The following is a 23,889-nucleotide window of genomic DNA, read 5'->3' on the forward strand; positions in this document are numbered from 1 at the left end:
GGCCTGAGCTGGGACCCGTTTTCGAGGGGCGATCTGGAAAGCCGTCATGTTTTCAATATCTGTTCGAACGTGCACTGCTGTGGGCTCTTGTCAGGGCGCCACCTCATAAGTTTTGTACCGTGCCGGAAGCGATCGCCGGTGACGTGATCGAAACGCACTTCCACCACCAGTTCAGGGCGGAGTGGCTCCCACTGCCCACTTCTCTCTGTGTTCCATCGGCTTGGGGCGCCCGGCGCTTTCCCTGTAAAGCCAGGAGGCGATCGCATCGCTTCGAGCTGTCGGGTCAGCCTTAACCGGTCCTCACTGGCTATGGTCGATGTAAAACCGACATGATCGAGTTTGCCCTGGCCGTTGTAGAGTCCAAGCAGCAAGGAGCCGACCTCGCGCGAGTTCGCCAGATAGCGGAACCCGCCGACCACGCAATCGGCCGTGCGCAGGCGCTTGACCTTGACCATGGCGCGCTCGCCGGGCCGATATTCGTCATTGAGTAGCTTGGCGACAACGCCATCCGTTGAACCCTGACCGGATTCGCTCAGCCACTTCGTTGCGGTCGCCAAATTCGTTGTACGGCGCGACAGCTCAAGTCCGCTGTCCGCTTCTGCCCTCACTAAGGCTTCCAGCGCGGCTCGTCGTGCGGACAGCGGTTGATCCATCAAGCTGGCATCGGCACTGGCCAGCATATCAAAGAGGATCAGTTTGGCCGGGGTCTCGGCCGACAGTTTTCGAATCCTGCTTTCCGCCGGATGCAGTCGCATCTGCAGTGCGTCAAAAGAAAGCGCACCATCGATGTCGATGACGATCTCACCATCGACCACAAACGCATTCGCCTTCAAGTCGCGCAACATCGCGACGACCTCAGGAAAATATCGACCAAGTGGCTTGCCCGATTTCGCCCTTAATTCCACCTCGTCGCCGGCTTTGAACGCCAGGCAGCGAAACCCGTCCCACTTGGGTTCGTATTGCCACTGGCCGCCGCTGTCATCAGGCAGCGCGTCCGCCGACTTTGCCTCCATGGGTTCAGTGTCCAACGGAAGGCCAAAGGACGGTTTCACAAGCTTCGATGTCATGCGGCGAGCTTTGCTGAACCCAGCCGCTTGATGGCGGTGGCGATCGACCGTTCGCCATCGTCATAGTCGGCCCAGGCGACGGTCTTTTTCAGGAGGCCCGGCACGGTTCGGACCGTGTATTTCTTCGGATCGAGATCCGCCTTCACCTGCCCCCATGTCAGCGGCATGGAGACGGTCGCGCCTTCCCTTGCCCGCGGTGACAGCGGAGCAACGGCAGTCGCCATTCGGTCGTTTCGGAGGTAGTCGAGAAAGATGCGTGACGTCCGCAGCTTCTTGGCCATGTTGACGAGGTAGAGATCGGGGCGCTCCGCCGCCATCTGCATACAGACAGCTTTCGCGAAGGCCTTGGCCTCGGGCCATGTCGTCTTGCTGCGCTGGCTGGCCAGTGGCGTGACGACATGCAGGCCTTTGCCACCCGTCGTCTTGCAAAAACTCACCAGGCCCAGATCTTCGAGGCGATCGCGCATTTCCTTGGCGGCCGCGACCACCTGCGCAAAGGAGACTTCCGGACCAGGATCCAGATCGAAGACGAGCCGGCCGGGTACTTCCGGATGACCGGGCTGGCAATTCCAGGGATGCAGCTCAAGGCCGCCTATTTGGGCGATTGCTGCCAGGCCCTCAACGCGGTCGATCTGCAGATATGGCTTGTGGTCGCCAAAGACTTTCACCAGTTCCAGCAGATTGGATGTGCCCGGCATCGCATGCCGCTGGAAGAACTGCTCGCCCGCGTAGCCATCCGGGGCTCGTACCAGCGAACAGGGGCGCCCTTTCAGATGTTTGATCATCCAGGGGCCAACCGCCTCGAAGTATTCTGCAAGATCGAGCTTCGTGACAGCCTTGCCGTCGCCCGCAGTCGGCCAGAGCGGCTTGTCCGGCTTGGAAATGATGACGCCCATGACGACTGAGCTTTTTCCCGTTTTGCCAGTCACCTTAGCGGGGTCGGCAATCTCAGTCTCCTGGGGATCGGCCGGACGCTCGGCCTCGACCTCTTTCGCTGGCTTGTCTTCGCGCAGGCCCTTGAAGGCCGCCTGCCTGATATTGCCGCCGCCGGTCCAGCCGGCGAACTCGATTTCCGCAACCAGTTCCGGCTTCGTCCAGAACACGGTCGCATCCTTTTTCGGTGCGGCATCGCCTGTGAACGGCGACTTCGCGGCCTTCATCTCCTTCAGCTTCGGCAACAGCTGCTTGACCTTTGCCTCGCTGTAGCCGGTCCCGACACGGCCGATATAGGCGAAATGCTCCCCGCGATTGACACCGACCAGCAAGGACCGGAACTTGCCATTGGTGGTCGACCAGCCTCCGATGACGACCTCATGGCCAGCGCGGCATTTCGATTTTGCCCAGGTATCGGTTCTTCCTGAGACATAGGTTGCATCAGCCTTTTTCGAGACAATGCCTTCAAGCTCAAGCCGGCAGGCGGACTGCAGCACCGCGTCGCCGCCATTGGTGAAGTGCTCGACATAGCGGATGAGATTTTCAGTCCCGCGATCGACGTCGCCGAGCATTTCGCTCAGCCGTTCCTTGCGCTGAGTGAGAGGCAGCTTTCGCAGATCGACACCATTTGCGAACAGCAAATCAAAGGCGAAGAAAATCAGATCCTTTGTCCGGCGCTCCGACAGCGCGGCTTGCATAGCGGCAAAATCGGGCGCCCCGTTTTCGCCGAGCGCCACGATCTCACCGTCGATGATGGCATCGGGAAGGCTGGCGGCCTCTTTCGCGATAGCGCCGAATTTCTCCGTCCAGTCCAAACCCTTCCGCGTCCTCAGCGTGGCGGCGCCATCTTGGACGCGCATCTGGACGCGGTAGCCATCGAACTTGATTTCATGGACCCAGTTCGAGCTGGCCGGCGGCCGGGAAAGCGTCGCGCAGAGCTGGGGCGGGATGAAGTCGGGCGCCTTCAACGCCGAAGTAGGAGCCGTGCGCTTGCGGCGCTGAGACGGCTTGGTGGCTTTGGCGGCGCGCTCTTCTACAGCATGGCCGCGATTGCTGTCCCATACGGCTTCCGCATCGGCCACCGAGGAACCTTGTATCATGAAGGGCTTCGGCCCGGGGCCTTTGCCCGCGGCAATCTTATCCATACTTCGTCCGGAGGCGACGGACCGGTCTTGCGCCAACACCGCGTCGCCATTGCTATCTGTTGCGTACTTGTCGCGGTGTTTTATCAGCAGCCAATTCGTCCGCTTCCCGCCATCGCGGTCATGCTTCATCCGCACCAGGACGAAACTGCCGTGCAGGCGATTGCCGTCGAGCGTGAACTTCAGATCGCCTTTCTCTAGAGCCTGCTGCGGCGACAGTGCATCTTCCGGCTCCCAATAGCCCCGATCCCACAACTGTACGGTGCCGCCGCCATACTGGCCCTTGGGGATCGTGCCTTCGAAATCGCCATAGTCCAGTGGATGGTCTTCGACCTCGACCGCCAGGCGCTTGTCCTGAGGATTCAGTGATGGCCCCTTGGTGACGGCCCACGACTTGAAGACACCGCCGAGCTCCAGACGCAGGTCGTAATGCAGACGGGTGGCATTATGTTTCTGGATCACAAATCGAAGCCGGTTTGATTCCGCGATCGACGTCTCGCCGCTAGGCTCTTTTGTCTTCGAGAAATCCCGCTTGGCCCGATAGGTGGAAAGCTCGCCCTTGGTCATGAAAGTGCCCCGACTGATCACGCAACGCGCGACTCAACGCCGTGAAGGTCATTGGGTTCATCTCTCGAACAGAAAGCCCTGATAATGTTGCGTGACGGCGCATGTGAGCGGGCACGCCGCCCAGACCAAGCGGACGACGCATTGTTGCGATGGCACCTGGTCGCTCTTACGGACGAATAGGCATTTGGTTCGGTGGTCCCGCCGGCGGGTATCCTCATGGATGGTATTCATTGAAGGACCCTCATATTTTCAATTGGAAAAATGTGCGCGTTCCGGCACGAGCGGTACGCGACAGGAAGGGTCGTAGAGATCGAAGTATCCCCTACCGGTAAGGGGGGCGCATCCCTATGGTCTTCCAGTCACTGACCGCTCGCACTGCAGAGTACGCATTGCCGCAATTCAAAAGTTGACCCCTCCCGAGCTGCGCGTGCGCGAGGAAAATTTGTAATAGCGCTATCGTTGCTGGGGCACAGCGGTACGGCATGAAAGAGCGGTAGGGAGTTGACCCGCCCCTACCGCTCCAAAAAATAATATGAAAACCTGCGGCATAACGCGTTTGTTGATGCGGGCGGTATCCGGAGTCGACTGGCACAGGTCTTGAGACGCCCCCCCGGTGGCAAATGTGATTTTACGATCGGTGCCAGCGGGCTTACGCTGCGTCTTCAACGATTGAGGAGATGACGATGAAAACATTCCTCGCAATAGCCACAGCGTTAGGCCTGTGCGTATCCGCCGCCTATGCCGATTGCCCATATCACGAGAAGGTACAGGCATCCGTCGACACGCAGAAAACAGCGAGCGTCGAGAAGGCCGATATGTCGAAGGCTGCGGATACTCAAACTATAACGAACGAAGTGCCACCAAAGACGGAATAACTGCGGGCTGCCGGTCCCACGCCCTGTGCGCAGCCTGGGCCAAGCGCACCGCCTTCCGCACGACGCCTGATGGGCTCGGGGCGGCCGTGCTAGCGCGTGCTGCCGGAAGAAAATCCCACAAAAATCGAAATTGTTACGGTTTTGCAAGACTAACTCCCGAGGCGGTCTAAGCGGGTAACCACTGGCGCTACCTAGACCCCGTTGGGTGGGTGGTCATCCCAGATCGAGAAACCGGCCTGGCCGGGCAGTCCGTTTCCGCGATGTGCGGCACGGCAGAAAAATCAGAACTAATCAAAAAAATCCGGGTGAGAGGCATGCTGGTAGTTTCGGATCGTGGCCTGGTGGCGGTCGTAACGCCCCCGCCCCTAGGAAAACGGTGCATAACGCCCCGCGTCGTCCATTAGCCATTGCTAATTTAATTTCCAGGCGCCAGCGTCGACTGGGGCTTTCAGAAGGCGAAATGCTAGAGCGGATCGTAGCTTCCACAACAACGAACTCTCGCCAATTTAACTATCTTGTTCCTGATAACGTCACTGACGCTATCGCTGGATGTATCGACTGCTCTGCTCCCGGACGCATCATTTCAACCTTTGCGGCAGTTCAGTCAGTGCGAGACAAGGTTCCCGATTGCGAGATGTCGGACGATCAGATCGAGCGGTGCGCTGTATTGGCTGCGGTTGATGCGGGCCTAGCCGTCCACTTCGATCGGCGAGGACGCCAGCCGGATCCGTACTCGAGCTTGAGCAGGAGCCATTGGCACCTCGTGCCGATCTGGAAAACCAAGGCCACGACACGACTGGCCCACGTGTCATTCCGCCGGCCGAACGACTTCGGACCTGCCGGCCGTACACCTCCGTTCGTTGTCGTTGTCCGGCCGCAAGTCCGGCCGCAGTGCGTAGAATTCAACCCAACTGAGGCGCTTGCCGGTAGGGTTTTGCGGAATCCGTGACCGCGTCCGTCGTTGATGATCGGGCTAGATCCCTGGCGGTTTGCATTGAAAATCTTCCCACCGCTAAATGTTTTTCTATACAGGTTTAGCCAAGGTAAGCCCCGAAGCGGTCTAAGCGGGTAACCACTGGCCATACCTAGACCCCGTTGGGTGGGTGGTCATCCCAGATCGAGAAACCGGCCGGGCCGGGCAGTCCGTTTCCGCAGTAGGTTAATAAATCATGGTGCGACGCAACAAAAATGTTGCATTGCACACAGACTTACGTTAGGTAACGCTAATACAAATGCGAAGCTTTTTAAAAGCCGCGCCCAACGAAGGATGGAAACGATGTCCAAGACCACTGAAAAGACCGCCGAATTTATCGACAACGCCGCTTTTGATGCATCCAAGGCTATCGACCAGGTCAGTGCCTTCGCAGAAAAGGGCGTCGAGCAGTCGAAAGAAGTTCTTGCCAAATTCAAGACGGGATCCGAGACGACCCAGAAGGCTCTCGAGTCGAGCTTCCAGACCGCCAAGACCGTTTCCAGCGACCTGTCGCTCAAGACCGTCGCGGCTCTGCGCGCCAACGCCAACTCTGCCTTCGCGCATTTCGAAGCCCTAATCGCCGTCAAGTCGCCCTCCGAATTTGCCGAACTGCAGACCGCCTTCGTTCGCAAGCAGATTGAAAGTGCAGTCGAGCAGGCCAAGGACTTCCAGGCCGCCACGACCAAGGCTTTCGAGGACGTCTCCAAGCCGATGAAGACCGCCTTCGAGAAGGCGATGAAGGAAATCAAGATCGCCTAGTTTTTCTTGGTGCGGCGGATAGCAGGCGGGGGCGGGTAGCCACGGCTCTTCAGTACTTCGGAGAGCCGTGGTGGCTACCTATGCCTGGCTGCTATTCTCCGCCACTCGTTATCATTCGCCGGCTTCAGGTCCGGCCGTATCTTCCATAGAGCCTCCCACGATATCCGGCGCTTGGTGACTGTCTCGCCGTTGACTGTCGTGCTTGTGGTGCGTGCACAACGTTTCATGAGCGGCCTCCATGTTTAGGCGCCGGGCTGCTTGAATTTCACGCGATCGTAGACCTCGACATACGTCCCGCTGCCGTCGGTAACGAGGCAGATAAGCTTCGGCCTAATATGCGGGTCGCTCATGTCGACTCCTACAACTCGGACGGACTTGCCGGTATCAGGGGCGACGGCATCGAACTGGGTGGTTAAGGCGATCACTTCAGGTTCCATTTCGTGTTGTTCTCCTCGTTCGTTCTGGTGGGTGGAAGTGCCCGCCGGATTCCACCGGCGGCAGGTGCTTCCACCGGCAGCGGGGTATAAGGGGTGGTGGAGGCTAGGCCGGTGGAAGGCGGTGGTAGCCCGGTGGAAAGACGGTGGAAGGCTGCGGTGGAATCATGTCCCTCCGTAATCTTCAGATGCCAGGATCAGCCGCTTTCGCTGCCGTGAGGGCGGCCCCTCCATGACGATCTTGACTTTGCCTGACTCCAAAAGCCGCTGCATTGCGTCGGTAAACTGCGGCTTTGAAACGCCATTGGCCTCGGCATGTTTCGCCATCTTCGCCGGCGCATAGTTCGTGCCGGTTACGTCCGAAACCGTCTGGCCCGTCCTATTGAACGTCGAGAGCAATTTCTTAAAGGCGTCGTCGGCTCGCCCGTTCATCAGCCATGCGTCAGGCGATGGCTTGCCGTCATCCAAGACGAACACGCCTTCGTGCCAGCGCATTCGCATCTCGGATCCGGTCTTGCCGTAATTGGCCTTCTTGGTCGTCAGAATGCGAATGTCTTCATCGTCTGTGCCCCTGGTCAGGTACAGGCGACTGCGCACGCTGTTGCTCCATGCCGTCGAGCCGGAAGAACCTGTGCCGCTTTGCATGCCCTGAATGGACGGGTGCGAGAGCAAAAGTACAGCCATGTCCAGTTCGATCGCTGGCTTGCGCAGCATAGCTATGAACTGGCGGACTTGATTTCGTTTGATCTCGTCGCCACCGAACAAGTCCGCCGAAGTGTCCAGCACTAGGAATGCCGGTCGAAACTCGGTCAGCCTTTCCCTTAGCCTCACCATGTTTCCAGTCGGCTGCATGACGCCCGCTCTATCAGGCAGCGCAAGCAACGCGTCGCGGTCGGCCATCGGGATAAGGCGGAAGTCGGAAAGGTCACTCATCTGACGGTGGTGCTGATAGGTGATGTCGGCCAGCCGCCTGTGAAACTCGTCTGCCTCATCCTCTGCGCCGAGATACATCACGCGCCCAGCCATTGGCTGTACCCCGGTAGTTTCGCATCCCATCGCGCTCGCCGCACTGATTTGCAGGGCCAGGAGGGACTTTCCGACGCCACCGTCGCCGTTCAGGATGGTAACCTGCCGGCGGGGGATAAGTTTATCTAGGAACCATTCGCGCGTCGGTACGGGGACACCGTGCCAGTCGGCTGGATTGATGAATGGGAGGTTGTCGTTGGCTGCCTCTTCGACGTACGGACGCGGCTGACCGTCGACATATTGCATCACCTCTCCATTGATTTGGTGGACGACGACCGTTCCATCTGAAAGTTGCGTTATTGTGCCTGGGAAATACCTCACCCGCGCGCACGCGCCGGCAAGACTTGGACTAGGCTTCGAAACGGACATAAGGCTTCTGCTCCTCAAGCGCTGCAAGTGCGGCGGCGGCGATTTCTTGGGCAAGTGCGATGGAGAAAGTAATGACGCGTCCGCCCATGGCGTTCGGGGCGTACACGGAATACCCACCGGCTGGACGCCGTGAGACCTTTAGGTTGAAGACGCGGAGATCTTCACTGATCTCGACGTCAGCGCGCGCGACGACGTTGCCGAAACCGCCAGGCGGTTCGGGTCGACAGGCAATGATTTTCAAGGTGAGTTCCTGATTTGGAGAACCGCGGTTGGTTCCGCGGTGGGTTTTTAGGAGGACGCTAAGCCGCCCTCGCCGCGATGCGGGCATCGATCCACGCATCCACCTCGGCCCGCACATATGCAACACGCCGCTCGCCAAGCCTGACTGCCTTTGGAAATTGGCCCTCGTCAGCCATCAAACTCAAAAGTGGTCGGGAAAGGCTGGTGGCCAGAGCTGCCTCCTTAGGCGCCATCAAGCGTGGTGTATTGTCGTTCGAATGGTCCATAGTTCTCCCCTATTCCAACGCTGATAAGCGCGGAAATTGCGCACGCCAAAGCGCGCTTCAAAAGCTGACAATGATGAGGGGTTAGGGCCGCCGTTAATTTAGGCGGGAGAAGCGAGTCCCGGCGACAGGCACCGACTTACTTTCCCAATAGGCGTTTTCGCCAGTTTTGTCAATATAGTAAATGCGGTTACTGGCCGCTAGCGCAGTATTTCGACCAGTCTTCCATCAGGATGCGTCTTTTTTGCAACGCATCTGAGCGCCTGTAAGCGGCTTCGGTCTTGTCCTTAAGCGTGTGCGCGAGCGCCGCCTCTGCCACGTCGCGGGGATGACTCGTCTCGTCGCCGCACCAATCTCTGAAGCTTGATCGCAAACCGTGAAGTGTGGAGTCATCGCCCGTGGCCTTCCGCAGCGCCTTCACCATCGCCGTGTCGCTGATCGGGAACACGGCATCAGTGGTCGCGACTTCCCTCATCGCCTCGATAATCTCGATTGCCCGGTCGCACAGCGGAACGCGATGCTCTCGCCCGGCTTTCATTCGCTGTGGCGGAACGACCCAAAGACCCTGCTTCATATCGAATTCGTCAAATTTCGCGCCGCGTACCTCCCCGCTTCGCGCTGCGGTCAGACAGGAGAACTCGACGGCTCGCGCGGATATGCCTGCAGCGGTGCGCAGAGCCTTAATGACGGCTGGCAGTTCCTTATACCCCACRGCCGCGTGGTGACCCCGCGTGAGCTTTTGCCGTGGCGGCAGCAGATTCTTTAAACCACCACGCCAGTCGGCTGGGTTGTCGCCAACGTAAAGCCCCCTCGCCTTCGCGTGATCCATGACGGACGCAATTCGCATCCTGAGCCGATCGGCCGTTTCCGGTATCGTTCCCCAGATAGGCTTCAAGGTTTCGACCACGTCATCGCGAGTGATGCCTGCTACGGGCATTTTATGCAGATGCTTGGCGTACTCTCGCAACGTCATCGCCCATTGCGCTTTGTGCTTCTCGTTCCGGAAACCGGATGATTTCACTTCGAGCACGTCATCCATGACATCTGCGAAAGTCTTCCTTGCAGAAAGCTCGTCACCCCGCGCCAGACGTTGCCTAACGGCTTCCGCCTTCTCCCGGGCCAAAGCCAGGTTGACTGGTGCCGTCCCTTGGCCATAGCCTCCAAGGCCAAGTTCGGTACGCTTGCTCGCTCGCCTATAAATGAAAAACCACTGGCGACTTCCCTCCTTCCTTACTCTTAGGAACAGGCCGTCTCCATCGGAATGGATGCCAACCGGAAGGGTCTTTATGCGTGTTTCGGAAAGCCGGTGCTTGGCCATATCGATTCCCGTTGCCATAACCGCGATACGGAAAATAGGGAAAATACGGCAAATAGCAAGGTCAACGCTCTAGTAATTTCAATATGTTACATAAAGAGGCGGACACTCCCTCCGCCAAGTCAACCGGAAATCGTGCTTTTTCTTGAATTTCCGGGGCTTAGATAGCCAAACGAGTAGCCAAATCGAAAATCTGGCGCGGCTAGTTCCTCGGCAGCTTGTGTATCTCCAGCCGCACCGGCCCGCCCCTGTCACAACTTGTGCAAAACAGTGCCCGTTCAACCGTGCTGAAAAGCGCGTCTTTCCCGTAGCGCTTGACCAGCGCAGCCGGCTTAACTTGGGCATGATGCGAGCAGTTTTTGCACCATGCGCGAAGCGTATGCCACTCGCGCAGATCACCTAGCGAAACGTCCAATCCAGCATGCACGCTGCCCTTAACGATGGTCTGTGGCGAGATTGTAGGTTCGCCCGGCGTTATGATTTCTTCATCACATGCCGGCTGTTATAGTGGATTAGGACCATCCCCGGACGGCGGCGAATAGCCATGTGCCACGCCGCCTGACTAACCGATGAATCCGGCGAACGGCAGATCGTTTCGACAAGGTTCTTTTCCTCGCGATCCCAAACCTCTATCCGGAAATTGCCTTCTGCAGTCTCGCCCATGGCTTCGCCGGCCAGCGCTAAACGCCTCGCCGCTCCGTCCTTTGCATCACCCGATCAGGCAGAGATAGAGAACATTTTCCTAGCTGGTCAAGGGGAGCTTGACTTTTTTGTTCTTATTTTGTTCACTGTCGACATGAGCGACGAAATTGGATTGCCGCGACCGCAACACGCTACTGCGCCGGGCATCCAACATCATTTTTGCGAGCATCCGAATAGCCGGAAAGATGCCGGTTGGGAAGCAGCGGGGCAGCGACCTATCGCGCATGTCCCAACATCAATGCTAAAGCATGCCAAGCAAGCCGGATGAATGTTACAGCTGTTGGAATAAGCAAAAGAGTAAAACCAATCGTATAAAGAGCGAACACTAAAAGCCGCTGCCTCATATTTGCTATAATTAAGAGTTTTGTACATTACGAAAGCTATATCTTTAGCGTGAATTGACGATAGGCTTTTGAATGGCATTGTGAATGCCCAAATTACTTCGGACTACTCCAGACATTATAGGCTATTTCATTTACGTTTGGATAGCCAGATCCCGTGTACATGGACGACAAAAATTGGTCGCTAGTATCTGACTTATTTGTATCTTCATCTCCGCCAGTTGCCCATTCTTTGTTCTCAGGCATTGCCATCGTAGCATCGAACATTTCTTGAATTAATTGACCAAAGTCGTTCTCGACCTCCACCGGGTACTCTGGATTTTGAGTGGTTCTAGGTTTTTGATATCGATGGCCAACATTTTTTAGATAGGCGTTCAGAACGAACTGCAGATTAGCCTTCGCTACAACGCTGTTGTCGCGCAAATCCGTAGCAGATAGATAGTTATCGATGTTTGGCTCGTTTTTATAGAATCGGGACAATAAAAGCTGAATATAAAAGATCCAAATCCTAGAAAGCACATTCCAAAATATAGAAAATATATATTATTTGCATAGAATCCGGAAGCGTTTTCATTTGCTCCAACATCTCCCCCAATGTCATGAATAAACTTACTGCTAAATTGCAACATTCCGTGTAGGTTTTGATTGAATATAATGACTGTCCCGATAAGGGGTATCAGAATGGTTAGCCTTACCGCTCTTGATTTCCCTATTACTGCCAATTTCGACCATAGAAAAAGCGGTGATGACCGATGCCTCATCTGGCTCACATGCAAAAGCATTTTTGCTATAGCAAATTGAAGGTTCCAAGGTTTTCTAGCCATTCTTACCATTCTTGCCTACCCTGAGCACGCTTTTGAACTAGTCGGGATTCAAAGCACAAGGTAGGTTGGAGCTGCGACCGTGCGCAAGCGCTTGTAAGTGCTACTCCTCCCGAAAATCCTGCAGCGATGCATGGCGTAAATCTTCCTCGCCGCGAAGGTGCTTTACACGTCCAATTAGCCCCGGCTTGACCCATTGCGTTGCCGGTCGCTTCATCCCCTTCGGTGCCGGTCCTGCATGCTCTTGGACGCGCTGCCAGAGCCGTTCGCGCATCTCGCGATTCAAGGTGATGAACGCCGATCCGACATAGCGTCCAGTGCCGCGCTCTGCCATCAAAGCAAAGGCCGGCTTGCCTGTCTCGCGCTCGACGCCCAGCACTTCGAATTCATTAATGCTGTACGCCTTCGTCTTAAGCCACGCCGTTGAATCGCCGCTGCGATAGACGCTGTCCTTTCGCTTCGAGACCATCCCCTCTAAGCCGGCTTGGTCGATCAAATGGAAGATCGCTTTCGCCTCACCGGGCAGCGCCTGGCTGAATTGAATGTGCTGCCCTTCGGGGATCAACTCGGCAAGGATTTCGCGACGGTCTTCCAACGCCATATCGCGCAGATCGTGGCCGTTGAGGTGCAGCAGATCGAAAGCGACGAAATACAGGTCGTGTTGCCGACGTGTGATTGCTCGTCGCAATTCCCCAAAGTCTGAAACTCCCGCCTTGTTGAGAACGACGATTTCTCCGTCGAGGATCGCGCTTTCCGCATTGAGCGCTGCTGCCGTCTTCGCTAGGTCTCGATACTTCGCAGTCCAATCGAGGCCACGCCGAGTGAATATGCGGACGCCTTCGCCATCAATGACGATCTGAGACCGGTAGCCGTCGAATTTGACTTCGTGAATCCAGCCGGCGCCCTCTGGAGGCTTATCGGTCAACGTCGGCATCAATGGCGGAACGAATTTTAGACGCATGCACTAACCCCAACCGCGCGATTCAAAGCGCAATTGCTAATTTAGTTCCAGCGCATTTTAGGCGAATTCGATGTTCGATTGGTTACGGGGCGCTGTGGGCGGAGGACTGGACCGCCATTTTCTCTGATTTTGCTAGGGGATTTGGAGCGACTAGCCAAAACCGGTTGCCAACACCACGTTTGGTTTCACAATGGCGAGCACCAGCGGTGAGCCAGCTGCGGCTGAAAATCCGAGCTGCCTAGGAGCCGGCGAGTTAGGAATAGCCGCGACGATGGCGTGAAACCGCTGGAAATTTTTGCAATGGGATTGTGCGGCGGCTTTCACAACCCCACATCATTCGCACTCAGGCCCCCACTGGAACTGCCTTCGAAAAGCGGACACCCACTGGGCCACATACCTGAGGCCCGTACTGGGCCCGTCCCGGAATCGATTGGCAGTGCCAGTTGAAAAACCGCGGCGCACCCCAGATTCGGACGGGACCCAGTGGAAGCGGTTCGAAACGCGAAAGCTGGTCCGATGCTGCCATGAAGGCCGGGTATAAGTCCTTCGATGGTGCGCTTCACGCAACCCTAATGGGCTGCGCCGGCGTGGTCTAGAAAGGGGCTTTCCCCATGTGGAAACGCACCAGTCTGACCATCGTGGTTAAGATTGATGTGGCGCTTTGCCTTTGGGCAGCAGCGACCATCCTCAAGCTGATCATGTAGGAATGGGATCGGCGCTGTGAGCAATCACAGCGCCTTTCTCTTATCAAGAGTGCCGCATTCGTACGGCAATCATCGACTTGTCGAAATGCGCGTATGCTGTGCTTGCCTCAACGTGAGTCGCGCGATGCCTGCTAAGGAAATTCAAGAAGTACTCGACCGGGAAAAGCCGTGGTTCGATTTAGCCCGAATGGTATTGACGGCGCTGGGTTTTGCAATTGCATGCTTTGTTGGCGTGAAGCATGAAATTGAAATTCACCAGAACTGGTATGACTTAACTGTACGGCTCATGCCCCTAGTTGCGCCCGTCTGTTTTTCGGTTTTCTTATGCCTGCGGATTATCGTCGTTGTTCGCCGGATAGGCGATACGTTGCTCCCGCCCCTCGCAAAATCACAGCGCACGATGTGGCACCCAGTACAAATCCTTTATATTGTGGCTTTGCTTCTCATAGCTCTATCCGCAAATGGAATAATTTATTTGGCAGCAGCGGCGTTGAGCCATCAATGAGCTGTTGGGAAAAGTTGCTAGCGAGCGCATATCACCTAGCATCTGTTTGAATGTTTGCTACTCACCGAGCGCCATTTCTGATCATGCGATGGATGATGAGTGCACCGTGGATGGAAATCTGTAATTGCACACCTTAAATCTAAACCGCAAAGAGTTGCGATTTGGGAGGGCAAATGGCCGGTCTAGTAGAGGAAATCCAGCGAGACGCGCTTAATCCGAATATCCGGGTTTCAACCCTTCTCCGAAAGGTGAAGGTGGCGGCAGCGAAGTTGAAACTGAACAAAGTAGAAGATTGGGTGGAACACGAATTAAACGGCTATTTTGGTCCTGAATTGCCGAGTTATCGGAAACTCTACGGTCGGGCGCAGGCATTCGACCCTTTCCAAGGTTGGGTACCGATGATGATGGCGACCGAAGCGGAAAACGACCTCATTTCTAGGTGCGACATTAGACAATCACTTCCATCTTTGGAGGATGTTGTAATTCGCGATTCGACGGGCCATTTGGAGATGCCCTTCCCCCCGGAGACTATAATTCTATTGAATGATCATTTTGGTGTGAAGTTCGGGCAAATGGCCATTCACATCCCGACCAGCCAAGGCCAAGGTGTAGTAGATGCGGTAAGAAATCTCGTTCTCGATTGGGCAATTGACTTAGAAAAAGCTGGAATTTTCGGTGAAGGTTTTTCATTCAACGACAACGAACGGAACTTGGCGAAAGATTCGTCTGTGACGTACAACATAAACTCTATAGGAACCTTCGCTGGCAATATGGGCAGCGGAAATACAGCTGGTGACATCAGTGTTTCCGTGTCGTCATCCAGCCAGATCTTAGAAATTGTTCGCAAAATTCGAGAGTTCGTCCCCGATCTAGAACGAGCCGGCGCAAATGGGCCGCGCTTAAAGAATGCGGTGGAAGCGATCGAGCGCGAGGCAACGAACGCTCAACCGAATGGCGGACGTTTAAAGGCACTTCTTTCTGATGCTCGGGAAGCACTTGTCGGGGCGGCAGGAAATCTAACGGCCGAGGGCGCTATGTCCCTAATTGCGGCCGCGCTCAAGCTACTCGGATCGTGAGACTTCCGAGAGAAACTTTGGAGGGGATATTTTCTGCTCATCCCGCCGTGGCAGAAATTATCCCATCCAATTCCGGTATTTCGCTTGAGCAATTTCCGGCGCATCGGTCTGCTCGATAACGTCCACATTTGCCGCCGCAGTGGCCGTAATCTGGAAAAGCTTCGCGACCAATGCGGAGCCATCCGCCGCGAGCGTATAGGTGTATTTGTCGACCGGATTGAACAGCATCCCTAGCGTGATGTGGAACGCGTCGAGGAACGCCAATTGATCGCGACTCAATCCTGCCATCGAGAATTGCCGGTCGCAACTGGGCGCCAACTTGTCTAGACGCTTAGCCAGGGCGACGCGTTGGGATTGGCGCATTAGCGCTTGGCCGCTTCCAATTGTTCGACGCGCCGCAATAGCTCGCCATCCTCAATTATCCCCTTCCCTGCCGCGATTGCATCGAGCAACTGCTTGGCCTCGTCCGGGCTTATCTCGCCTGACCATGCGGCTTGAAGGACCGTTTTGGCTCCTGCTTGCCGCGGCGATCATGGGCCTAATGACGGTCAGCCACGGTGTGCGGCCGCAATTTGCCGAGCGTATGCAGGATGCCGTGTTCGCCATCAACATGATCTCGTCGCTCATAACCGGCGTCCTTGCGACAATCGCCACTTTCTTCGTCAGCCTGCCGGACCGGTCCCGCCGATGGCTTCTTTTGCCCGCCCCGGCGCTCGCAGTCTGGCTGTCGACGATCGGCTATCAGTGCTTCGCAGGCTGGGTGCCTGTGCCGCCAGGCGCAATCACCGTTGAGGCCGCGTCCGGTTGCCTCGCGACTCTTGTGCTGACCAGCCTGCCTCTGTCGCTGCTGATGCTGGCGATGCTGCGCTACACGGCGGCGCTACGGCCCACATCGGTCATCCTGATGGGAAGCCTCGCGGTATCGGCGATCACCGCGACGGCCCTGTCGATGTTCCATCCGCTCGATGCGACCGCGATGATCCTCGGATGGAACCTTGGTACGGCGGTTCTGTTCCTCGCGGGCGCCGCGATCTTCAGCCGGAAGGTGTCGAGCACTGCAAGTGGGAAGAGCGATTGAGTGACGGCGATTGCTCCCATTGCTTGGGAGGCTAAACGTCGCTGACGAAGGGTCGAGGTGAGGAGGGAAATCGCAAAACTGCCCGCCAAACATCCGCTATAGCTCCCGTGAGCTACGCAATCGCCACCGAAGACCGCCGATCGCCGCACAAGGCCGAACATATTCAATGGTATTAGATGCTTATGATGCTTTCGTAGTGCTCATCTTCGTCGGGCATGGCCCGCCAACCACCTTGCACGATCACCAATATCGAGACCGGCAAATCCGGCGGTGACCCTGACACTATACTAAAGCTCCAGCGGGCTCTGGAAGCGGCTGGCGTCGAGTTCATCCCCGAGAACGGCGGCGGCGCCGACGTAAGGTTGAGGAAATTATGAAAGCAGTGGCATTCAGTCTGCCCGCCGCCTTTCGGCGGCGGGCTTGGCCAAACGGCTAGAGAGTTCGTAGCCGTACACGGATGCTTACCGCTCAGCGTCGCGAGATCAACAGACAGAGTTCCCGGAGGTCTCGATCATAGGTACCAGAGCTATTAAGCACGTCCGCACAGCGCTTCTTCATACGAGTGATCTGGCTGGTCGACATGTCGGCAACAACACCCGGAATTCCAGTTGTGCCAGGAACGCCCGGTGTACCAGACGTGCCAGGCACGCCGCCTATGCCAACGCCGACACCACTGGTGCCACCGACGGTCGCGCCCAGTCCAGCCGTAATGCCTCCGGTGCCGCCTACGTTCGCTCCGGCCCCGGCAGCAATCCCGCTGGTGCCGCCGATTGTTGCACCCGCACCAGCATTGACGCCGCTGGCGCCGCCGATCGACGCGCCAAGGCCCGCATTCACGCCACTCGATCCACCGACCGAGGCCCCGCCCCCAGCCTTTACGCCACCACTGCCGCCAATCGATGCGCCCGCACCTGCGTTAATGCCGCCACCGCCTCCCACCGATGCACCGGCGCCGACACCAATCCCGTCGGCACCGGCGGGAATGCTAAGAACTGCAATCATTGCCCCACTCGCCAATGCTCTGGCGGTTCTCATGAAGAAACTAGCCATGTCACTCTCCTTGTGGTTGCTATACGTCCAACGAGCGTTCTGCCGGTTGCACATATTAGTAAACCCTGAGAGAGACTTCTTGATCCATAATGCTTGGATCATTTTGACCGACGTAGTTCCTAGTTTCCACAATAAGGAACGACCATTTATATCAGTTTTTCCTAATGTTTTATCTTATAATGTAGCCCGAGCTAAACTGCGATATTCACCTCTTGGAACGGGGTCCCAGCACTCGGCAAGCACTCGGCAAGCACTTGGCGCAGTTCAGCTTAAAAACTCGCCGGGCGAAGACCCCCCACGACCTCAAGCCCGGCGAGCCTCACAAACCTGATCAGAGTACGCGATCAGGACCGAGGTCAGCCGGCAAAAGCTGCGCTGGTGCCGACAATCTCTCCTGAAATCCTATTAAAACCCGTCACGACCTTGCCAGCCGGCCCAGCAAGTAGGATTATTGTCCTCGTTGCGGCGAACCCCTTCAACGGAGATCGCCAATGGCCAGAACCAAACCATCCGAACGGCTTTCACAGGCTGAAATTGACAGCTTCCTGGCGGCAGCCGAAGCGCTGCACAAGAGCATCATCAGGCCGCTCCTGGCGTACCACAGCGAGCACTACCGGGCGCTTCGTGAGGTCCACGAGCCGTTGCTGAAGGCAATTGTGACCATCACCGGCAAGAGGGCGCCGTTCATCCAGCCGAACGGGACAGGGCCAGCGCAGCCGCCTACGTCTGGGTAGACCGATCGGCTTAATTGCGTGATTGCTAATATGCCGTTAGCGTCAGCGACGTGGGTGGGCTTAACACCTTCCCGCAGTGGCCGGTGCGGTCCCGCAACCCAAAGCACCCCAACTGCACCGGCCATTCCCCGGGTAGCGCTGGGCATGCCTTGCGTCTTTGTGCCCAGCGACTTTGGGCATTCAGTCTCATTGAGAGATTGCTAATATGCGATAAAATACGTTTCAGGAGCGAGGTTTTCTAGGCTCGCTTAGCCGGTGCAGTGCGGGTCTGGGGTTAACCTGCACCGGCTATTCTCCTAGGGCTGAGGTCATGGCTGGGGGTAATATCAAAGTAGGCGATGAGGTCGCCGTCACGGCGGTTGTGCGCGGTCGGGTGACGCCCGATCGCATAAGCGTGACGATACCCTCCTATGCCTTCCCGCATTCGGTTTTGGATTCGACGTCGAGCGCCGTGATCGGCCAGCATATGGAGCTAACCGGCCATATCACTCGCATCGATGGCGATAAGGTGACCATCAGCCTCCGGCCCCTGGTGACTGTCGACGTCGAGCATGTGCGGATGGTTCAGAGCTACTATGTAGCGCCCACGCGGAAGACCCCGCTTGTCGATAAGGGGTAGCCCTAAAAATGGGCAAGCTCTCTGATGGGCTGCCCGCGTTTCAGTCGTTTTTTTCGGCGGTCAGTGGATCGTCCAAATCGTTGAGCAGGGACAACTCAAAAAGCGTGAATTCGAACTCGAACGAGATGCCAAGGATTTCGCAGAAGGCGAGCGACTGCGCCTGGAATCCTCGCTGATGCAAAAGTGAGGTTCGGTGAGACCACCTAAGCCTCAAGGCGCGCGTTTCCCCTTGGCCGCTTTCCTGCGCCGCCGAAGCGCCTCGCGCCTCCTGGGGCCCGCTTGGGGCATCATCAAATGCCAAAGGGCTTTCCACCCTTTTGTTGCGTCATTCGTTCATTTGGTTGTGTTCCGCCTGTACTAGCGGGCGCGTATATCTCCCATCAGCCGGCGCCGCCATCTTGATGCCCCCGCCGGTTAGGCCCGGTGCTTACTGGCCTACCCGCCCCAAGTGCCGGGCCGCTGCTTCCGATAAGTGCCTCAAGTTCACCAAGCGTAATTTCAATCTGGTATCGGTATTTCGAATCATCCGAGTAAATGCCCTCGGCTTCAATCGTTATCACCGGGCCGCCTGTTCCAGGTTTGACATCGCCATCAATCAACGGTCGATCGAAGATGGTTCGAGAAGTTCCTTCCCGTTTGGCAGGCCCGACAAGCATCCGCATTTGCTTTACCCCGTTCCGTCGTTTCGCGATGAAGTGGCGGCCCCTCACCCCCCAACACATTCTGCCCCACGCAATTGCGGTGCCAAGTGACTGATCCAATATGGGTCACTCGGCATCAACGGCTCGACGAACTTCAAACGCATACACTGACCCACACCCGGCGGATTCAATTAGCATGCGCTGAATTAGTTCCGGAACATTTTAATCGACGGGAAATTGTTCGTTAGCAATGACGAAGCTATCAGACCCCGGCCCGCCCATCCCGGTCAAGCAACGAGGCGTCAAGCCGATGGAACGGCTTGCCGAAAAACTCACTCTTCGCGCGAAGGAACAAGCACTCACACAAGCGAACGAGCGGGAAGCCCTGCGACACCAAATCGCCGAAGCCTACAAAAGCCTGGCTGAAATGTCTGAAAGACTCAAGGCCGCCGATCTCGCGAACGGGCGCCTGAAAATGTATCGGCCGCAATATGGAGGCAATTTCTCTTGCCCAATCTGTTGGGTGGAACGCGGTACAGTCAGGATGCTCCATCCCGAAGAGGAGCCGAACCCCGCGTATCGCTGCAAAGCATGCGGTTTCAACGAACTGAATGATCATTGACAGAAAAAGCACGTCGTCATGCGCGAAAAAAGCCCGCCATGCCCGCTTGGGCGCGTTATAGATTTCAAGCCGGTTTTGAGGTCCATGCCCCGGCCAGGCCCGGCGCGTACTTGGCTTCCTCGGCCAGGTGCCGGGCCGCCCTGGAATCAGCCTGGGCGTCGGCATTGGAATGGCAATCGCGGGATAGCGTCAGGGACGATTGACGGTCACTTCACCAGGGCTAAATCACGACCCACCACACCAACCGGCTGCCCAGGCTTGCCGGTGGCGCCGGGCGCAGCGCGGGCTCTAAGTGTATGCCCCTGTCGGCTAGCCGAGGATCATTCCGGCAAACAACACCGTAATGAGGAGTGACAACGGAACGGCTAGGAGACCGTACAACTCAATATTTTTTGTGTTTTGTCGCTTGTCCATCTTCGTCGCCTTGCGTCGTTAGCGGGGGCATATTGGCGCTATCGGACAGTCCTTGGAAGCGGTTCCGCGCGTGAGGAAGTCAGAGATGCAGTCGATGCTGTATATTAGCAACACCTTGACGGCCTGACGGGGTGGAGGCCTCACCAGCGCGCGTTCGGGCGGGGACTTGTTAATTCCTTACGCGATGGCGAGGTGTAGACGATGGATTGTCATTGCAGTGCCCCACCAGTAAAGCTGATGGAATCTGTGTTATCCGATGCCCGCTCAACGGCATGTGCGATTTGTTTCAGCGTCGCTTGAGCCGCGGCAGCCGACATGACGAGGCGGCACACAACGACGCGTTCGAACTTTCCACGCTCGTAGATCGCTCGCTGCCGGCTGTAGAATGTGCACCGGAAATTCCCGTCTCCCAAATTTTCCATGTCGGCCATCCCTGAAATGAAGACATCGGGGATGATGGCCGTTTCGACTAAGTCCATGATGATGGGATCGGTCATGATGCGTCCCTCACAAAGTTTAGCATTGGTATTGCTCCATTTGCGAAGCGGCGAGGCCCCAACTACCCCCTGCCGACAGCGCACCTGATTGAGCTACGAGCGCGAACATCTTGGTAGGCTAAAGGCGCAAGTGTCGTTTGATCAACTTGGAGATTGGGGGTAAGCGGCACCTGCAATGGAAGTAGGCCGCGCATGTCGCATCCACATTACCAAGTTAGCGGTAGTGATTGGCCGGCCTGCAGTCTTCCCCAGCCGGCGCCGCCGCTCACCGGGCTGCTGTCTGTCTGGCTGTCTGCGCGAGGGCCGTAACGCGATGCCGTTTTGTCTTGGTTCTCGCAGCTCCATCCGGAAGATTACGCCTTCAACGTCGCACCGTTGCGCGCCGTTTCTGGTTTCAATTGCCAGTCCGGCTGGACGCGGCCGGGCCGGCACTCCGGTTGATTTTTGAACCGAAATATGCTGGTTCTCCCGCCCATGAAAAAACTATTCCTTGCGGCCCTGGCGTCCCTGACGCTGGCCTGGCCTGCCCACGCGATGGACGCCGCTTTGCGCGCCGGCCTGCTGAAACTCGATCCGCAGACCCGGCTGGAACAGCGATGCGACGCAGAGGTTCTCGACCGCATCAGCCATGACGACCACAAGTACAAGGCCGACCGCGTCGTCGCCTACGCCTTTGCGACGCCGGAAATGAAAGCCGATGCCATCCGCAGCCCGGGCGCGGCCTTCCGCAGCAAGGGGCAATGGTACCGGCTGAAATTCAAATGCGAGACGGCGCCGGACCATATGGAGGTTCTGCAGTTCCGTTACCGCATCGGTGACGAGATCCCGGAAGCCGACTGGGCGAAGTACAATCTCTACGACTGAATTTTCCAAAACCAGAATTCTCTCTGGCAGAACGAGCTTTCGCTATTCCTGTGGTTTTTTGGCCTTGCCCGTAGCGTTCTCTTGACGCGCGGGAACCATACACGTTAGGGCGTCGGCATATCCGACGACGAACACGCGGCGAACAAAAAGAGGCCTCCGGTCGATGGACATTTTCAGCGCCGCAAGCATGACAGCCCTCCTCCAGGTCATCGCCATCGATCTGGTGCTTGCCGGCGACAACGCCATCGTCATCGGTTTGGCTGCAGCCGGTCTGCCGGTCGAGCAGCGCAAGAAGGCCATCCTCATCGGCGTCCTGGCTGCAACAGTGCTGCGCATCCTGTTTGCCGCCGTCACCGTCAAGCTGTTGGCAATCGTCGGCCTGCTGCTGGCCGGCGGCATCCTTTTGTTGTGGGTGTGCTGGAAGATGTGGCGCGAGCTGCGGACGTCCCACGCCGACGAGCAGGAGGCGACCGAGGCGCTGGCCAATGCCGATCTCGACGGCGACAAGACGGTTGCGACCGGCAAGGCGCGCAAGACGCTCGGCCAGGCAGCGCTTCAGATCGTCGTCGCCGATGTCTCGATGTCGCTCGACAATGTGCTGGCGGTCGCCGGTGCGGCGCGCGATCATTTCCCGGTGCTGGTCATCGGCCTCGTGCTGTCGATTGCGCTGATGGGCCTTGCCGCGAGCTTCATTGCCAGGCTGCTGCACCGCTACCGCTGGATCGCCTATATCGGCCTGCTGATCATCCTCTATGTCGCGCTCGACATGGTCTATCGCGGCGTGGTCGAGGTCTGGCCGCATGTCAGTCCTGTGGTGAGCTGACGCTGCCGGTCAGATCACTTCTGTAACAGCCTGGGTGTCAGCTGGAAGCAGCTGCGGTCGCGTTCGCCGCAGCCGCTGCCCATACCAATGCCGCAATAAGTGTGGTACTGGGCCGCCTATCCCGAAAAGGAATGTTTTCTCATGTCTGCGCCTCGCGTCAGTTTCGTCAGCCTTGGATGCCCGAAGGCCCTTGTGGATTCCGAGCGCATCATCACGCGCCTGCGCGCCGAAGGCTATGAGATCGCGCGCAAGCATGACGGCGCCGATCTCGTCGTCGTCAACACCTGCGGCTTCCTCGATTCGGCGCGCGACGAGTCGCTCAACGCCATCGGTTCGGCGCTTTCGGAAAACGGCAGGGTGATCGTCACCGGCTGCCTCGGCGCCGAGCCCGACGTGATCCGCGAAAAGCACCCCAATGTGCTCGCCATCACCGGACCGCAGGCTTATGAAAGCGTGATGGCAGCGGTGCATGAGGCGGCACCCCCGAGCCACGACCCCTATATCGACCTGTTGCCGCCGCAGGGCGTGAAGCTGACGCCGCGCCACTACGCCTATCTGAAGATTTCGGAAGGCTGCAACAACCGCTGCACCTTCTGCATCATTCCGGCATTGCGCGGTGACCTCGTCTCCCGGCCGGCGGCCGACGTGCTGCGCGAGGCCGAGAAACTGGCCAAGGCCGGCGTCAAGGAATTGCTGGTTATCTCGCAGGACACCAGCGCCTACGGCATCGACATCAAGTACCAGACCTCGATTTTCGGCGACCGCGAAGTGCGGGCGAAATTCCTCGACCTGTCGGAGGAACTGGGCAAGCTCGGCATCTGGGTGCGCATGCACTATGTCTATCCCTACCCGCATGTGGCCGATGTCATTCCGCTGATGGCCGAGGGAAAAATTCTTCCTTACCTCGACATCCCGTTCCAGCACGCCTCGCCGCAGGTGCTGAAGAACATGCGCCGGCCCGCCCACGGCGAAAAGACGCTGGAGCGCATTCGCGGCTGGCGCGACGTGTGCCCGGACCTCGCGATACGCTCGACCTTCATTGTCGGCTTTCCTGGCGAGACCGACGAGGATTTCGAGATGCTGCTCGACTGGCTGGACGAGGCCAAGATCGACCGCGCCGGCTGTTTCAAATACGAGCCGGTCCGGGGCGCCCGCTCCAACCATCTCGGCCTGGAACAGGTGCCGCAGGAGATCAAGGAAGCGCGCTGGCACCGCTTCATGCAGCGCCAGCAGAAGATCTCGGCGACACAGCTGGCCAAGAAGGTCGGCAAGCGCCTGCCGGTGTTGATCGACGAGGCACATGGCACCTCGGCCAAGGGCCGCACCAAATACGACGCGCCGGAGATCGACGGTTCGGTGCACATCCAGTCGCGCCGTCCGCTGCGCCAAGGCGACATCGTCACCGTCAAGATCGACCGCGCCGACGCCTACGATCTTTACGGTTCAGCGGTCTAGAAAACCGCCGAAAGGGCGC

General features: G+C 57.5%; 27 protein-coding genes. 12 read left to right on the forward strand and 15 right to left on the reverse strand.

Going from position 1 to position 23,889, the window contains the following annotated elements:
- Positions 1-44 precede the first annotated feature (44 nt).
- Both AC1D1L_RS06430 and ligD read right to left on the reverse strand, forming a co-directional pair.
- Positions 45-1,067, reverse strand: a complete 1,023-nt coding sequence (locus AC1D1L_RS06430; protein ID WP_477339831.1) for an ATP-dependent DNA ligase — start codon at positions 1,065-1,067, stop codon at positions 45-47.
- A complete protein-coding gene (gene ligD / locus AC1D1L_RS06435) occupies positions 1,064-3,709 on the reverse strand; it encodes a DNA ligase D (RefSeq protein WP_477339833.1) in 2,646 nt (881 codons plus the stop codon). The genes AC1D1L_RS06430 and ligD overlap by 4 nt, the downstream gene beginning before the upstream one ends.
- Before the next feature lie 683 nt (positions 3,710-4,392).
- Here ligD and AC1D1L_RS06440 point away from each other — a divergent pair.
- Both AC1D1L_RS06440 and AC1D1L_RS06445 read left to right on the forward strand, forming a co-directional pair.
- Positions 4,393-4,584: a hypothetical protein gene (locus AC1D1L_RS06440; RefSeq protein WP_477339835.1), complete on the forward strand. Its 192-nt coding sequence runs from the start codon at positions 4,393-4,395 to the stop codon at positions 4,582-4,584.
- 1,276 nt (positions 4,585-5,860) lie between these two features.
- Positions 5,861-6,316 carry a phasin gene (locus AC1D1L_RS06445; RefSeq protein ID WP_477339837.1) on the forward strand — a complete coding sequence of 152 codons (456 nt, stop codon included), beginning with the start codon at positions 5,861-5,863 and terminating at the stop codon, positions 6,314-6,316.
- 599 nt (positions 6,317-6,915) lie between these two features.
- On the opposite strand, the gene AC1D1L_RS06450 is transcribed toward AC1D1L_RS06445, so the two are convergent.
- From AC1D1L_RS06450 to AC1D1L_RS06470, 5 genes are all read right to left on the reverse strand, one after another.
- Entirely contained in the window at positions 6,916-8,022 is a 1,107-nt protein-coding gene (locus AC1D1L_RS06450; RefSeq protein ID WP_477339839.1) for an AAA family ATPase, read from the reverse strand.
- A gap of 103 nt (positions 8,023-8,125) precedes the next feature.
- Positions 8,126-8,386 (reverse strand): hypothetical protein, encoded by a 261-nt coding sequence (locus tag AC1D1L_RS06455; protein ID WP_477339841.1) that lies wholly within the window; start codon positions 8,384-8,386, stop codon positions 8,126-8,128.
- A 58-nt stretch (positions 8,387-8,444) separates the two neighbouring features.
- Positions 8,445-8,651 (reverse strand): helix-turn-helix transcriptional regulator, encoded by a 207-nt coding sequence (locus AC1D1L_RS06460; protein ID WP_477339843.1) that lies wholly within the window; start codon positions 8,649-8,651, stop codon positions 8,445-8,447.
- A 187-nt stretch (positions 8,652-8,838) separates the two neighbouring features.
- Positions 8,839-9,966: a tyrosine-type recombinase/integrase gene (locus AC1D1L_RS06465; RefSeq protein WP_477339845.1), complete on the reverse strand. Its 1,128-nt coding sequence runs from the start codon at positions 9,964-9,966 to the stop codon at positions 8,839-8,841.
- A 471-nt stretch (positions 9,967-10,437) separates the two neighbouring features.
- The gene (locus AC1D1L_RS06470) at positions 10,438-10,626 is read right to left on the reverse strand and encodes a hypothetical protein (RefSeq protein WP_477339846.1); all 189 of its coding nucleotides are present in this window, start codon (positions 10,624-10,626) and stop codon (positions 10,438-10,440) included.
- Here AC1D1L_RS06470 and AC1D1L_RS06475 point away from each other — a divergent pair.
- Positions 10,625-10,933: a hypothetical protein gene (locus AC1D1L_RS06475; protein WP_477339848.1), complete on the forward strand. Its 309-nt coding sequence runs from the start codon at positions 10,625-10,627 to the stop codon at positions 10,931-10,933. The genes AC1D1L_RS06470 and AC1D1L_RS06475 overlap by 2 nt on opposite strands.
- 169 nt (positions 10,934-11,102) lie before the next feature.
- On the opposite strand, the gene AC1D1L_RS06480 is transcribed toward AC1D1L_RS06475, so the two are convergent.
- Positions 11,103-11,429, reverse strand: coding sequence for a hypothetical protein (locus AC1D1L_RS06480; RefSeq protein ID WP_477339850.1), 327 nt, complete (start codon positions 11,427-11,429; stop codon positions 11,103-11,105).
- A gap of 501 nt (positions 11,430-11,930) precedes the next feature.
- The gene (locus tag AC1D1L_RS06485; protein WP_477339852.1) at positions 11,931-12,788 is read right to left on the reverse strand and encodes an ATP-dependent DNA ligase; all 858 of its coding nucleotides are present in this window, start codon (positions 12,786-12,788) and stop codon (positions 11,931-11,933) included.
- A gap of 828 nt (positions 12,789-13,616) precedes the next feature.
- On the opposite strand from AC1D1L_RS06485, the gene AC1D1L_RS06490 reads away from it, so the two are divergent.
- Positions 13,617-13,997, forward strand: a complete 381-nt coding sequence (locus tag AC1D1L_RS06490) for a hypothetical protein (RefSeq protein WP_477339854.1) — start codon at positions 13,617-13,619, stop codon at positions 13,995-13,997.
- A gap of 173 nt (positions 13,998-14,170) precedes the next feature.
- Complete coding sequence (locus tag AC1D1L_RS06495) at positions 14,171-15,073, forward strand: AbiTii domain-containing protein (protein ID WP_477339856.1); 903 nt, start codon at positions 14,171-14,173, stop codon at positions 15,071-15,073.
- Between the two features lie 57 nt (positions 15,074-15,130).
- Here the strand turns inward: AC1D1L_RS06495 and AC1D1L_RS06500 are convergent, their stop codons facing one another.
- Entirely contained in the window at positions 15,131-15,361 is a 231-nt protein-coding gene (locus AC1D1L_RS06500) for a hypothetical protein (RefSeq protein WP_477339858.1), read from the reverse strand.
- A gap of 199 nt (positions 15,362-15,560) precedes the next feature.
- On the opposite strand from AC1D1L_RS06500, the gene AC1D1L_RS06505 reads away from it, so the two are divergent.
- The gene (locus AC1D1L_RS06505; protein ID WP_477340727.1) at positions 15,561-16,151 is read left to right on the forward strand and encodes an NrsF family protein; all 591 of its coding nucleotides are present in this window, start codon (positions 15,561-15,563) and stop codon (positions 16,149-16,151) included.
- Between the two features lie 468 nt (positions 16,152-16,619).
- Here the strand turns inward: AC1D1L_RS06505 and AC1D1L_RS06510 are convergent, their stop codons facing one another.
- Complete coding sequence (locus AC1D1L_RS06510; RefSeq protein ID WP_477339860.1) at positions 16,620-17,201, reverse strand: hypothetical protein; 582 nt, start codon at positions 17,199-17,201, stop codon at positions 16,620-16,622.
- Between the two features lie 491 nt (positions 17,202-17,692).
- Between AC1D1L_RS06510 and AC1D1L_RS06515 the strand changes: the two genes are divergently transcribed.
- Complete coding sequence (locus tag AC1D1L_RS06515; protein ID WP_477339862.1) at positions 17,693-17,935, forward strand: hypothetical protein; 243 nt, start codon at positions 17,693-17,695, stop codon at positions 17,933-17,935.
- A gap of 310 nt (positions 17,936-18,245) precedes the next feature.
- Positions 18,246-18,554: a hypothetical protein gene (locus tag AC1D1L_RS06520; protein WP_477339864.1), complete on the forward strand. Its 309-nt coding sequence runs from the start codon at positions 18,246-18,248 to the stop codon at positions 18,552-18,554.
- A 40-nt stretch (positions 18,555-18,594) separates the two neighbouring features.
- Here AC1D1L_RS06520 and AC1D1L_RS06525 read toward each other — a convergent pair whose 3' ends face one another.
- Positions 18,595-18,855, reverse strand: a complete 261-nt coding sequence (locus AC1D1L_RS06525; protein WP_477339866.1) for a hypothetical protein — start codon at positions 18,853-18,855, stop codon at positions 18,595-18,597.
- A gap of 79 nt (positions 18,856-18,934) precedes the next feature.
- Positions 18,935-19,216, reverse strand: a complete 282-nt coding sequence (locus AC1D1L_RS06530) for a hypothetical protein (protein WP_477339868.1) — start codon at positions 19,214-19,216, stop codon at positions 18,935-18,937.
- Between the two features lie 229 nt (positions 19,217-19,445).
- Between AC1D1L_RS06530 and AC1D1L_RS06535 the strand changes: the two genes are divergently transcribed.
- The gene (locus tag AC1D1L_RS06535; RefSeq protein WP_477339870.1) at positions 19,446-19,817 is read left to right on the forward strand and encodes a hypothetical protein; all 372 of its coding nucleotides are present in this window, start codon (positions 19,446-19,448) and stop codon (positions 19,815-19,817) included.
- Positions 19,818-20,440: 623 nt separating this feature from the next.
- Here AC1D1L_RS06535 and AC1D1L_RS06540 read toward each other — a convergent pair.
- Positions 20,441-20,728: a hypothetical protein gene (locus tag AC1D1L_RS06540; RefSeq protein WP_477339872.1), complete on the reverse strand. Its 288-nt coding sequence runs from the start codon at positions 20,726-20,728 to the stop codon at positions 20,441-20,443.
- A gap of 456 nt (positions 20,729-21,184) precedes the next feature.
- Between AC1D1L_RS06540 and AC1D1L_RS06545 the strand changes: the two genes are divergently transcribed.
- The gene (locus AC1D1L_RS06545) at positions 21,185-21,592 is read left to right on the forward strand and encodes a DUF930 domain-containing protein (RefSeq protein WP_192254106.1); all 408 of its coding nucleotides are present in this window, start codon (positions 21,185-21,187) and stop codon (positions 21,590-21,592) included.
- 42 nt (positions 21,593-21,634) lie between these two features.
- Here the strand turns inward: AC1D1L_RS06545 and AC1D1L_RS06550 are convergent, their stop codons facing one another.
- Entirely contained in the window at positions 21,635-21,781 is a 147-nt protein-coding gene (locus AC1D1L_RS06550; protein WP_477340779.1) for a hypothetical protein, read from the reverse strand.
- Between AC1D1L_RS06550 and AC1D1L_RS06555 the strand changes: the two genes are divergently transcribed.
- Together AC1D1L_RS06555 and rimO are read left to right on the forward strand one after the other, a co-directional pair.
- The gene (locus tag AC1D1L_RS06555) at positions 21,756-22,415 is read left to right on the forward strand and encodes a TerC family protein (RefSeq protein ID WP_477309421.1); all 660 of its coding nucleotides are present in this window, start codon (positions 21,756-21,758) and stop codon (positions 22,413-22,415) included. The genes AC1D1L_RS06550 and AC1D1L_RS06555 overlap by 26 nt on opposite strands.
- A gap of 141 nt (positions 22,416-22,556) precedes the next feature.
- A complete protein-coding gene (rimO, locus tag AC1D1L_RS06560; protein ID WP_477339874.1) occupies positions 22,557-23,870 on the forward strand; it encodes a 30S ribosomal protein S12 methylthiotransferase RimO in 1,314 nt (437 codons plus the stop codon).
- The last annotated feature ends 19 nt before the right edge of the window (positions 23,871-23,889 follow it).

Source organism: Mesorhizobium sp. P2_D6, from assembly GCF_056404315.1.